This window comes from Eubacterium sp. AF19-12LB (assembly GCF_003479125.1).
Lineage (GTDB): Bacteria > Bacillota > Clostridia > Lachnospirales > Lachnospiraceae > Eubacterium_U > Eubacterium_U album.
In genome coordinates this window covers 1-12,511 of sequence record NZ_QUGP01000010.1, presented here as the reverse complement: position 1 = coordinate 12,511, position 12,511 = coordinate 1, and the positions used below count along the sequence as shown (strand labels likewise).

Annotated in this window: 16 protein-coding genes; all 16 read right to left on the bottom strand. The window is 32.1% G+C overall.

Annotation, left to right across the window (positions count from 1 at the left end):
• Positions 1–1,728: an ABC transporter ATP-binding protein gene (locus DWX29_RS10185; protein WP_118565792.1), complete on the bottom strand. Its 1,728-nt coding sequence runs from the start codon at positions 1,726–1,728 to the stop codon at positions 1–3.
• 111 nt (positions 1,729–1,839) lie between these two features.
• The gene (locus tag DWX29_RS10180; protein ID WP_117909068.1) at positions 1,840–2,709 is read right to left on the bottom strand and encodes a DUF4097 family beta strand repeat-containing protein; all 870 of its coding nucleotides are present in this window, start codon (positions 2,707–2,709) and stop codon (positions 1,840–1,842) included.
• Positions 2,706–3,440 (bottom strand): hypothetical protein, encoded by a 735-nt coding sequence (locus DWX29_RS10175; RefSeq protein ID WP_022089277.1) that lies wholly within the window; start codon positions 3,438–3,440, stop codon positions 2,706–2,708. Before DWX29_RS10175 ends, DWX29_RS10180 begins: the two co-directional genes overlap by 4 nt.
• Positions 3,433–3,771 carry a PadR family transcriptional regulator gene (locus DWX29_RS10170; protein ID WP_117909066.1) on the bottom strand — a complete coding sequence of 113 codons (339 nt, stop codon included), beginning with the start codon at positions 3,769–3,771 and terminating at the stop codon, positions 3,433–3,435. Before DWX29_RS10170 ends, DWX29_RS10175 begins: the two co-directional genes overlap by 8 nt.
• A gap of 309 nt (positions 3,772–4,080) precedes the next feature.
• The gene (locus DWX29_RS10165) at positions 4,081–4,839 is read right to left on the bottom strand and encodes an amino acid ABC transporter ATP-binding protein (RefSeq protein WP_117909064.1); all 759 of its coding nucleotides are present in this window, start codon (positions 4,837–4,839) and stop codon (positions 4,081–4,083) included.
• A 9-nt stretch (positions 4,840–4,848) separates the two neighbouring features.
• Complete coding sequence (locus tag DWX29_RS10160; RefSeq protein ID WP_117909502.1) at positions 4,849–5,499, bottom strand: amino acid ABC transporter permease; 651 nt, start codon at positions 5,497–5,499, stop codon at positions 4,849–4,851.
• A gap of 62 nt (positions 5,500–5,561) precedes the next feature.
• Positions 5,562–6,377 (bottom strand): amino acid ABC transporter substrate-binding protein, encoded by an 816-nt coding sequence (locus DWX29_RS10155; protein ID WP_117909062.1) that lies wholly within the window; start codon positions 6,375–6,377, stop codon positions 5,562–5,564.
• A gap of 1,016 nt (positions 6,378–7,393) precedes the next feature.
• On the bottom strand, positions 7,394–7,624 hold the full coding sequence (locus tag DWX29_RS10150; RefSeq protein WP_118565791.1) for a hypothetical protein: 231 nt from the start codon (positions 7,622–7,624) through the stop codon (positions 7,394–7,396).
• Positions 7,624–8,298: a TNT domain-containing protein gene (locus DWX29_RS10145; protein WP_118565790.1), complete on the bottom strand. Its 675-nt coding sequence runs from the start codon at positions 8,296–8,298 to the stop codon at positions 7,624–7,626. Before DWX29_RS10145 ends, DWX29_RS10150 begins: the two co-directional genes overlap by 1 nt.
• 180 nt (positions 8,299–8,478) lie before the next feature.
• A complete protein-coding gene (locus DWX29_RS10140; protein ID WP_022089268.1) occupies positions 8,479–8,751 on the bottom strand; it encodes a hypothetical protein in 273 nt (90 codons plus the stop codon).
• Between the two features lie 316 nt (positions 8,752–9,067).
• On the bottom strand, positions 9,068–9,415 hold the full coding sequence (locus DWX29_RS10135; RefSeq protein WP_022089267.1) for a hypothetical protein: 348 nt from the start codon (positions 9,413–9,415) through the stop codon (positions 9,068–9,070).
• On the bottom strand, positions 9,402–9,758 hold the full coding sequence (locus tag DWX29_RS10130; RefSeq protein WP_118565788.1) for a hypothetical protein: 357 nt from the start codon (positions 9,756–9,758) through the stop codon (positions 9,402–9,404). Before DWX29_RS10130 ends, DWX29_RS10135 begins: the two co-directional genes overlap by 14 nt.
• Before the next feature lie 590 nt (positions 9,759–10,348).
• Positions 10,349–10,567: a hypothetical protein gene (locus DWX29_RS10125; RefSeq protein WP_022089265.1), complete on the bottom strand. Its 219-nt coding sequence runs from the start codon at positions 10,565–10,567 to the stop codon at positions 10,349–10,351.
• 4 nt (positions 10,568–10,571) lie between these two features.
• Entirely contained in the window at positions 10,572–11,225 is a 654-nt protein-coding gene (locus tag DWX29_RS10120) for a hypothetical protein (RefSeq protein ID WP_022089264.1), read from the bottom strand.
• 272 nt (positions 11,226–11,497) lie between these two features.
• Entirely contained in the window at positions 11,498–11,749 is a 252-nt protein-coding gene (locus tag DWX29_RS10115) for a hypothetical protein (RefSeq protein ID WP_022089262.1), read from the bottom strand.
• Between the two features lie 9 nt (positions 11,750–11,758).
• Positions 11,759–12,511 (bottom strand): hypothetical protein (locus tag DWX29_RS12700; RefSeq protein WP_347497676.1); only part of this gene is annotated, 753 nt, incomplete at its 5' end.

Genomic DNA, 12,511 nt, shown 5'->3' with positions numbered 1-12,511 from the left:
TTACATTTCCTCCTTTTCCGGCTTTTTAAATTGTGATTCATATATTTCCTTATATACCTCACAATTTTCTAATAATTCCTTATGGGTTCCAATTCCCATAATATTTCCATCATCAAGCACAACAATCTGATCTGCATCCATAATTGATGCTGTTCTTTGAGATACGATAAATACTGTCATATCTTTTAGCTTTGCTATCTCTTTTCTCAAATTAGCGTCAGTTGTATAATCAAGTGCTGATGAACTGTCATCTAATATAAGAATTTCCGGCTTTCTTACTAAAGCCCTTGCAATTGTAAGTCTCTGTCTCTGTCCACCTGAGAAATTTCGTCCATTTTGTTCTACAACAGAATCTATTCCATTTTCTTTCTGCATAACAAAATCATAGCTTTGTGCCTGCTTTAACGCTTCCATCAAATCATTTTCTGTTGCACTCTCATTTCCCCATAAAAGATTACTTCTAATTGTTCCTTTAAATAAAACTGCTTTTTGTGGAACAATTCCTATTTTATTTCTAAGACCTTCTTCAGTGTATTCCTTAACATTTGTTCCATTTACTAAGACTTCACCCTTAGTTGCATCATAAAATCTTGGAATCATATTTATAAGAGACGTTTTACCTGAGCCTGTTCCGCCTATTACACCTATAGTCTGTCCTTTTAAAACCTTTAAATTAAGTCCTTCTATCGTATTTTCACTAGAACCTGCATACATAAGTGAAACATCTTTAAATTCGACTGCAATTTCTTTATTCTTTCCTTCTGTTTCATTTCCAAATTTCATTGAAGATTCAACTTTCATAACATCTTCAATTCTATTTGCACAGGCAAACGCTTTCGTCAGATTAATAATAAGATTTGCAAGTTTTATCAATTCTATTAAAATCTGTGACATATAATTGATAAGTGCTACAACCATTCCCTGTGTAAGATATCCGGCATCTACTCTTATTCCCCCTACATAAATAATTCCAATCATGGCAAAATTTACTACCACGAATGTGAGTGGATTCATAACTGCGGATATTTTTCCAACAAAAATCTGAAATTTATTTAATGCATCATTACTTTCATTGTAACTATCAATTTCATTCTGTTCTTTATTAAATGCTCTGATTACTCTTGTTCCGGATAGATTTTCCCTTGTTTCAGATAAAATTTTATCCAAACCATTCTGAACTTTTTTATACATTGGGATTGTTGCAAGCATAATTCCAAATACAATTACTGCAAGAATGGGAATCGCTACAACAAATACAAGTGCTGCCTTAACATCTACCGTAAATGCCATAATTGTTGCGCCAAACACAATAAACGGAGACCTTAGGAACAATCTTAAAAACATATTAACCTGAGACTGAACCTGATTCAAATCACTTGTCAATCTTGTAATAAGTGTAGATGAGCCTAATCTGTCAATCTCATCATAGGAAAATGTCTGAATGTGTTTAAACAATGCATGTCTTACTTCTGTTCCAAATCCTGCCGCTGCCTTTGCTGCGAAATACTGTGCCGTTAAAGAGCATGTAAGTCCAATTATAGCAAGTAAAAGTAAAGCTCCTCCCATTTTCAGAACATAAATATTATCCCCTTTAGCAATACCATTATCTATTATTTTCGCCACTACTAAAGGCACAAATAATTCAAACGATGCTTCTAACATCTTAAAGAGGGGAGCAAACACTGATTCTTTCTTATAATTCTTTAAATACTTTAATAAACTTTTCATTTAAATTTCTCCCATTTTTTAAATGCTATTCTTATTATGTAAAAATATTATGGCAGGTATACTTATTTGCACACCTGCCATAGCATTTTATCACATTATAGTAGAAAAATGTTAATCAATTTCAACGCTTCCCATATCACATTCTATACTTATCATCTTTTCTGCACCATTATCTTTATTTCCATCACTTGAAAAATCAGATTTGTCGATACAATTTTCAACATACAAATCAGCCATATTTATATCCCACTGATAATTATATGCACTAGTTCCATCATTCAATGTCATTTCTGCATTTCCCATAGAGCAGACAATCTTTGCCGCACCATTTATCACTCCTTCTATATCTAAATCTCCCATAGATATATCTGTATTCATCGTATCTGTTGATAAGTTGTCAATTGATAATTCTCCCATATTCACAGTAATGTCTGTAGATGCTGATTGCAGGCTATCAATTGATGTACTTCCTGCATCATTATTAATTGTTGCATATACAGCTGATATATTTTCAATATCTGCTTCTCCTGCTGAAAGACTATAATTAAAATTGCTATATGATTTTCCTCTTGGCAAGTAAACTGTTACATCTCGTTCACCTTTTTTCCATTTTTTCTTGTATTGTATTAAAACATTTAGTGAATCTCCTTCATTTAAATAATAAACTTCCATTATATCTGCATCATAAGAAAATCCTATCTGTTCTTTGTTCCATTCTTCAATATCATATGACGCTGTTGATAAATCAAGTCTTAAATTATTAACTGATAACATGTCAATTGTATCACTGTTGTTTTGTAATTTTGTCATTCCTGTAGTATCGTTCTTTTCTATCTTAACCTTAGCCTTCGCAAAAGTTTTCCCTATCTCTTCTTTAACAATATTACTTCCACCTTTCGAGATTCCAGCCACTATACACACGATTCCTAGTACAACAATAATAGCACCAACAACTGCCGTAATTTTTATTAATTTTTTCATACATTAAACTCCTTTCTGCCTGTTATTTTATGAATTAATTCTGCAACCTGTTTAAATAACCATGGCAAAAATTTAATACAAAACAACGCTTCCGGTATTACTAACAATATTGCTACACCAAATAAAATTAATCCTATTCCCATAAGCAATACTGATGTTGCAAATCCATACCCTGAAACTATTGCAACTACAATCAATGATATTCCTGCTACTCCTAACCCAATTATAGTTCCGCCAAGACCAAAAACAATTCCTATAATAACTCCTAATATTCCACTCCATATTGGAAATGTAACTGCCGCAATTATGATAGCAACAATTATTTTAATTGCTCTTTCATCATTTTTCTTATTGTATTGTCCTGCATTATTATATTCATATTGTGCTGTATTTTGAGAATTATTATATGAATACTGTCCTGCATTTTGACTATTATTATAGCTATTGCCAGTATTTTGCTTTGTATTGTATGAACCACTTGTATTATCTCTATTATAAGTTCCACCTATATTAATATTTTCACTGGTTATATTCTCTCCGCTATTAATGCTTTTCTTTAATCTCATCGCTATCTGTTCAGGTGTTCCTACACTTTCAGGTACAACCATATCTTCCGTGATTCCTGCATCATCAAAATATTCTTTATAATAACTTAAAGCATCATATCTATCATTAAAAGAAACATCTGATAACATTCTTTCTAACGTTTCCATAAAAACTTTTCTAGTCATTTTCATTACCTCCTGATTTTTCATTTTCAAATAAATCCGTTATCTTTTTAGAATAATTACCCCATTCAGTTACATACATATTAAGCTGGCTTCTTCCTGTATCAGTAATTTTATAATATCTTCTATTTCTTCCATCTATGGCTTTATCATACAATTCAAAATAACCTTCTTTTTGTAATCGTCTAAGCACCGGATACAACGTTGATTCAGATACGCTAAGAACACTTCTAACATCCTGGGTTATCTTATATCCATAAGTTCCATCCTTTTCCTTCGATACAACGGCTAATACTATTGCATCCAATAAAGCAGCTCCTGTATTAAATATCATAGATACTCCTCCATATTATTTCTTTTTTTATATTATATGTCGTATAGTATTGTATGTCAACTACATATTATGTGATACAAAATAACCAGGAATAAAATTTTTCAGTTTTTTTCCAAAAAATGCAATCATTTGTTAAATGTATTATAACTAAAAACTCGCAACTCTAATTTAATGTAATTATATAATTCACAGTTTCTATAACAATAATAAAAGCGTAGCTGTTGTTCCAACCTACAATTGTCAGATTTATGTCTAACCTTTTTAGATTTGGTACAAACCACTACGCTATAATTTCTTTATTTATTAAATTTACAAATTTCTATATTTACCAAGGAACTCTTTTGTTCTCTGATTTTCTGATGCAAATACCTCACTCGGTGTTCCATCTTCTACTATAACACCATGTTCCATAAATATAATTCTGTTTGAAACTTCCTTTGCAAATGACATTTCATGTGTAACTATAACCATTGTCATATGTTCATCTGCTAATTCTTTTATGACTTTAAGAATTTCCTGTGTTAACTCAGGATCAAGGGCTGATGTTGGTTCATCAAAAAACAAAATATCCGGTTTCATTGCAAGTGCTCTTACAATAGAAACTCTTTGCTGCTGACCACCTGATAACTGACATGGATAAGAATCTTTCTTATCTGCTATACCCATTTTTTCAAGCAATTCCATCGCAGTCTTTTCAACTTCTGACCTATCTCTTTTTTGTACATGAATTGGTGCATCAATAACATTTTTCCATACTGAATAATGTGGAAAAAGATTGAAATTCTGAAATACAAGCCCAAATGAATCTCTGATTTTCTTTAATTCATTTTTCTTTGCATACATTACTTTGCCATTCTGTGTATCAGCCATCACATCATTATTATATGTTATTTTTCCACCATCAATTTTTTCTAAATTAACTGCACATCTTAATAATGTTGACTTTCCTGAACCTGACGGTCCAATGATAGACAATACTTCACCTTTATTAACTGAAAGGGAAATGTCTTTTAACACTTCTAAATCACCAAAGTGTTTTTGAATATTATTCATTTCTAAAACGCTCATATTCCCCTCCTATTTGTAATAATTTAATTTCTTTTCTGCAAAGTTCATTACCCATGCAACTACACTATTAAAAATAAAATAGAACACACCTGCAATAATAAATGGTGTAAAGCTTGTATTAGATGATGCAATCTGCTTTGCTACTGTAAACATTTCCAAATAAGCAATTGAGAATGCAAGTGAAGTATCCTTTACAAGACATATTACTTCATTTGTAATTGATGGAAGAATTCTTTTAATAACCTGCGGTAAAATTATTTTAAAGAATGTCTGTGCCTTATTATATCCAAGTAATCTTGCTGCCTCATATTGTCCAACAGGCATTGATTCAATACCTGAACGATATATTTCTGCAAAATAAGCTGCATAATTTAAGGCAAATGCAACTATTATGGCAATAAATCTGTAACTTCTTGGTATACGAATATGAAGTAAATAATTAGGTCCAAAATAAATTGCCATTACCTGCAACATCAATGGAGTTCCTCTCATTATTGCTATGTACACTGTTACTATATATCTTATTATTCTGTTTTTTGCCATTCTGCCAAATGCAATAACCAAACCAAGCGGTAATGAAAACAGAAGGGTTAGAAAAAATATTTTTAATGTTTCTACCATACCTTCTGACATCTTAGATATCATCATATCCAATGGCATTTTTGCTGCTAACAACATCATTCCTGTTTGTAAAGTCATTATTTCCTCCAGATTATCTTAGATTATTCTCCTAAGCAAATCATATCATCAATTCCATATTTTTCAGCAAGTTTTGTTACTGTTCCGTCTTCATACAACTTCTTAATATCTGCATTCACCTTATCTCTAAGTTCAGTATTGCCTTTCTTAAATCCAATTGCATACTGTTCAGAATTCAATTTCTCATCAAGGATTTCATATCCATCATCTCTTGATTCAATCTGATACTTAGCAACACCTATATCCATTGCAACTGCATCTACTGTTCCTGCCTGTAATTCAGCAAATGCTGTATTGTAATCTGCATATTCCTGTAAATCTGCAAATGTCTTAGCTAAATCTTCCTGATCCCCACCTTCTTTTAATAAACCAAGTGCTGCACTTCCTGCCTGAACACCTACATATTTATCTTTAAGGTCAGCTAACTTCTTAATTCCTGAATCTTTAGCAACAATCATAACCTGTTCATTATTTACATATGGGTCTGACCATGTATAATCATCTTCTCTTCCATTCATTGTAAATCCATTCCAAATACAATCAATGTTTCCATTATTTAACTCTAAGTCCTTTGAATCCCAGTCGATAGGAGTCTTTACAAGTTCCCATCCTTCAATATCACATACAGCCTGTGCAAGTTCAATGTCAAATCCTGTATATTCACCATTGTCATCCATATATCCATAAGGTGGATATTCAGCGTCAAATCCTACTGTAAAAGTTGTTTTTCCACTATCACTCTTGCTACCATTATCTTTACTTCCATTATCCTTGCTTCCACATGCAGTCATTGAAAATACCATTGCACATGATAAAGCTAATGCTACTAATTTTCTCATAATTTCCTCCTAAATTAAAGATGTTTTCTTTCATTTATTGTTTTACTACTTTATCAAACTAAAGTGTACCACGTAATGCTATCAAATTGCAGGGAAAAAGTCAACTTATTTATTTGAATACATAATTCAAGTTAAATAATAATTTTCTTTAAAAAATCCATATTATCATCAATAATATATTCATCATTCAGTTTATTCTTTAGAAGATTGATTGCTATGAGCAATTCTTTAAAAAAATTTTTTCTTTTTAGTATCCTTAAATCCAATATATTTGAATTCTTTTCCATCATCCAAATACAAACTGTCATATATTTTTTTGAATATTGATAAATTTAGTTTCAATATCACTATCTCCTATTAAATATGGTGATAAATCATACCCCATATCTGCCCAATCTGCATTAGCAGTCGTTGCATCTTTAATATTTATTATTTTGTATCCATCAAGTGTTATTTTATTTCCAAGTTCATCACTTAATTTAACATAATCAATTGTCTTACTACCACTCTGGTCTCACTTAATCCACCCTCAACAATCTTCTTTACTTCATCCGCACCTTTTCCTTCCTTAAATAAATCGAATGCTTCGTCTCCGTAACTGTTTATAAGGTTTACTGCCTTTTTGGCTTCTGCAGGTTCAAGGTTGTCGATTATCTTTGCAAGGTCGTCTCCATACTTCCCTGCAAGGTTCAGACCATCCTGTCCGAATTTCTGCAGTATGGCTGCCGTTCTTTGATGGTATCTAAATCTACTTCCCTAACACGCTGATATAAACGCACCCTTTCGCAACATTTTTTCTTGTTGCTAGGCGTGCGTTTATATCAGCATATTGGAACTAAATATTCTATCTTGATTTTTCAATATCCTTTCTTATACCAAGCTCGGCAAAATTTTGCTAGTATCTATTAATTAACATCATGGATTCTTAATTGCTTCTGGGCAACTATGATGATTAATTAATAGACATGCATGAGTTATAGGTTGTTGGGAATCCGAAAGTACAACCATAATCAAAATTATTTAGTTGCATATCTTTTTACTTTACACAAAAAATATTCACAAGCTTCCGTTTCTGTTTCAAATATTTTTAGTCCACTTTTCTTTCCTCGTTCGCTATAATAAACCTGCCATTTATCATCCTTTACAATACATAGTTTTTCATTAGGTAATCCACCCGTCATTATAGAATACAAATCACTCGCTATTCCCAATTGTACTAATTCATGTTCTAATTCTATTATTGTCACTACTTAATCCTCCTTAATATACCAGCATCTAGTAATTTATCCACTGTATCAGGTAATAAATATTGTATTCCTCCTGGTTCATCAAACCATGGTGCTATTTCACCTGCCTTCACATTAATTGGTTCAACAACTTCAAATACACTATATGGTTTCATGTCAGTTCCTGGTGCTAGCGCTCTCATCTCATATGGAATCCCTTCTGGTGAAGTAAATGTGCCAAAATCACTTCCATATCTATCTATTCTCGTTCCAGATTGTAAAACTTCATCTATAGGTATTCTCACAAAGCCATTGTTTTGAGGCCAATGAATTTCTCCTGTTATTTGATCATAATACTTAGGATTGTCAAATACATCCTTATATTTCAAATACAATTCGTCGCTAGGTGTATTATTCCAAGCATCTATTTTTGCTCTATCTTCTTGACTTATTACTTTACCTTCGCCCTCAACAATCTTCTTTACTTCATCCGCACTTTTTCCTTCCTTAAATAATTCAAGTGCTTCATCTCCATAACTGTTTATAAGGCTTACTGCTTTTTTAGCTTCTGTTGGCTCCAGATTGTCGATTATTCTTGCAAGGTCATCTCCATACTTTTCTGCAAGCTTTAGTCCGTCTTCTCCAAACTCCTGCAGTATGCTTGCTACCTTTTCACCATATTTTTTGCTAAGCAACTCCCATGCATCAATGAAATTCCAGTAATCCGGGCTTCCTCCTCCGGGAATATATCCTGTATCAGGTGTGTCTATTAATTAATATCATGGCTTATTAATTGCTTCTGGACAACCATGATGATTAATTAATAGACGTGCAGAAGTTGTAGGTCGTTGAATGTTCAAAAGTATAAGCCTAATTTAAATTGGAAAAGTTGAATAATTTATCTTAGAACTTATTAAATAACATTTCTTTATGTTTCTTTCCAACCTGAGCTTTATTTTTTCATCAGATGTTTGAACTTTTACCAATTTCCAAACAAACTTTAACAATTCTTGTCTCCATTTTTCAACCGTTTCCTCAGAAATGTTTAACAATTTATAGTTCTCATAAACTTCTTTTTCTTCCATGGCCATTGCAAACAATGAGCCATCATACTTAAAAAATACTTTTTTTACCTCTTCACATGTCATATTTACCTACTTTCTTACAGCTTTCCACAAGCCATCACCAGTTGATTCAAATGTATACCCTTTACTAAGTATATAATTTATTTATCTCTGATAAAATCTTTTTGCACCATCATCAAAATAATATTGGTTCTAAATCTAAAAAAAATTCAGTTTTAATTTTAAATGTCCTTATGTATACCCAATTGGTAATTTTTGATCTAGTGTCTACATTTTAATTTACATGTATTACATCACCTTCGGTGAGAACCATTCCGATTATTTGACCGTAGTTAAATTTTTTGTTGCTTTCCTTAAGTGAAGACATACTTTTATAAAACTACTTCCAACCATGAATCTTTAAATATTTATCAGGAATTCTCAACTCAAGCTCTTCAATAACATTTTGTAAATAGCTATCCATATCCATATTCGAATAACAATTATGTTCATTAATTACACTTAGTAACTTCCCATTTCCAACTTCTATCGAGAATCCAATTATATCAAGCTCATAACTAAATACTACCGAAAAGTAATTATATGCTATAAAACATATTTTAAATGACCAATGTCCTGTTTTCTCAACTATATCATAAAACTCCATACCTCTTATTTTATTGCCAAATGATTGCTTTATTTTTCTCCCAATTTCCATTCTAATTTTATTAAAATCATTTAATTGCATACCAAAAATCTCCTCTCTTCTCCAACGCAAAATATCCATGTTTTTCTTGCAAATAATCCCATTCCCATTTTAACGCACATTCTCCATATGCCTCTGGATTATGTGAAAATCGTATTTCCTTACTAGCACTTACAGCATCATCTAATGCAGGCTTATTAAAATAGTCAAACATATTTTGACCTGTTGCATCTAAACCATATGTATCCGTAATTTTATCCCACTCCGTTCCAAGACTAAAATATGTTGTATTTCCAGCCTTAACAGTATATGACCCTGTTCCTGGTACTGAATAATCTTTAGTTCCGTCCGCCCTTATAGTCGGTTCGTACTTACCTAATGTCATTATATTCGAGTCTGCATTATGCACACTATCAACTCGATACTTTTCATATTCTGCCAGTGGAATCTTTCCATCAACTTTTCCATCAATTATTTTTAATCCATTAATAGTGTTACATCCACCCTCAACAATCTTCTTTACTTCATCCGCACCTTTTCCTTCCTTAAATAAATCGAATGCTTCGTCTCCGTAACTGTTTATCAGGTTTACTGCCTTTTTGGCTTCTGCAGGTTCAAGGTTGTCGATTATCTTTGCAAGGTCATCTCCATACTTCCCTGCAAGGTTCAGACCATCATGTCCAAATTCCTGCAGTATGGCTGCCGTTCTTTCACCGTAACTTTGTCTTAACAGCTCCCATGCATCAGTGAAATTCCAATAATCAGGGCTTTCTCCTCTGGGAACATGTCCTATATCAGGTGTGTCTATTAATTAACATCATAAATTCTTAATTGCTTCTGGGCAGCCATTATGATTAATTAATAAACGTACAGGAGTGATAGGTTGTTGTGATTTCTAAAATATAATCGTTAATAATGTATTTTTATCTGCATATATTTTAACAAACTTGTATTATTCATTATAAAAAATCCTGTTTATTTGCTATCTCCAAACATCTTCTCGTTTTGATACTTTATAATTATATTATATGCATCCATTGTACTTTTTTGAGCCAAGACAACTTCCTCTTCGGTTATCTGGATTTTCTCCATTCTATCACATATTTCGCCAGCATCATAAATCATATAGTAACTATTATCACATTTTACTATTTCAATTCCATTTCCCGTAAAAATTTTTTCCATTTTAAACATCTTACTACTTTCCTAAAATATTTTCTGTCACTATGTATTCTGTTTTTGGTACAGGGTCAATAACCGCTTCCATAACACCACCTGGCGTCCAATAACCTGGCCATGCACCAGCTTCATTTCCACTTGGTATTCTTATATTTTGAGGATTTGGTATATCTACTCTTACAGGGTTAGTTCCCAAATCTCCTGGATTTAGACCTAATAATTCCTCTAATCTTGAAACATCACCACCAGCCTGTGAAATTACTTCATCTGCAACCGACTTAGGCATAACAAAAGTACCTAATCCTACACCTTCTGTATCAACAGGTGCCTTTGATTTAATTTTTGTTACACCATCTTGAAAATGACTAAGATGACTATCTATGTATTCTTTGCTTAAATAAGTAGCTGGGTCAGGTCTACTTCCCTTCGGAGTAGAAAGTATTTCACTTATCTTATTTTCATCTACCCCTTCTTTCGTTAACATATCTAATATTTCATCCCATGTCTTTATTCCACTAGTTTTTAAAACACTCTCACTTAAACCACCCTCAACAACCTTCTTTACCTCATCAAAGCTTTTTCCTTCCTTAAACATTTCCAGTGCATCATCACCATAACTGTTTATAAGGCTTACTGCTTTTTTAGTTTCTGTTGGCTCCAGATTGTCGATCATTCTTGCAAGGTCATCTCCATACTTTTCTGCAAGGTTCAGACCATCCTGTCCGAATTCCTGCAGTATGGCTGCCGTTCTTTCACCGTAACTTTCTCTTAATGATTCCCATACATCAGTGAAATCGCTTGCACCATTTTCTTTTAGTTATTCCCACAAGTTAATAAACAATTCTTTTCTCCATTTTTCTACCATTTCCTCAATGTTTTCTGAGTCTATCTTTACAAGCTCATTTTTCCTTGAAAGCGCCATCTTAAATACTTTTCCTTCGTCATTTATTTTATTGTTCTATAGCAAAATTTTACTTTTTTATAAAGTTTTTCCAATGCTTCCTCTTCACTTTTAAAATATTCTTCGTATTTTAATCCTCTTTCATTATTTTCATAAACTTTCCACATTTTCTTATCTTTATCAAATCCATATCCCAAAACAAAATCAGCATTTGATATATAATTTATACATATTCTCCACCTTTCTATTTTATCTCTAAATAATAATATTTTAGAAATTAATATTCTCTTTTCCACTTTACACCTCTATTCATACAATATTCCAATTGTTTTCATAATGTTGCCATTTAATGGCATTACAAATTGTCTAGCTCCACCAGACAACTCTGACCAAGCGCTTGCAATACCTTTTACACCATATGTTGCATCTATATTACCTATTTCTTTTTGAATATTTTTCATGAAAATTTTATATTCGTAACGTAATTCTTCAAACTCCTCAATGTCCCATTCTTCAATATTTTCTTTTTTTAGTATCTTATTAAATTCATCTATGTTCCCATTCTTTATTGCATCTATTTTATCAAAATATGAGTCAACATTAAATGTTACGATATGATACGCCTCTTCATTCTCTAAATAAGGAATTGCTCTTTCACTATAGGTATATTTTCCTGACAACGGCACATCCGCAAAATTATTGCCTCCCATATAACCATATCTGTCCCATATTATAGACAAACCATTCTCTCTTGTTATTGGTTCTATTGTTCCATCCTTAAATCCAAGTTTCATTGGCCAATCATATATTACATTTCCATTTGAATCAAATTCTTTTATGTATTTAACATCCTTAGGTACATTTACATCTGTTTTATATTTTGAATCCTTAAATAACTTCTGTAATTCCTGTACTTTCTGTACTTTCTGTACATTATCTAAATCTTTTCTTTTTCCTATTTCACATGCCACTCTATTGAATTTATCAAAAGATTCTATTCCACCCTCAACAACCTTCTTTACCTCATCAAAGCTTTTTCCTTCCTTAAACATTTCCAG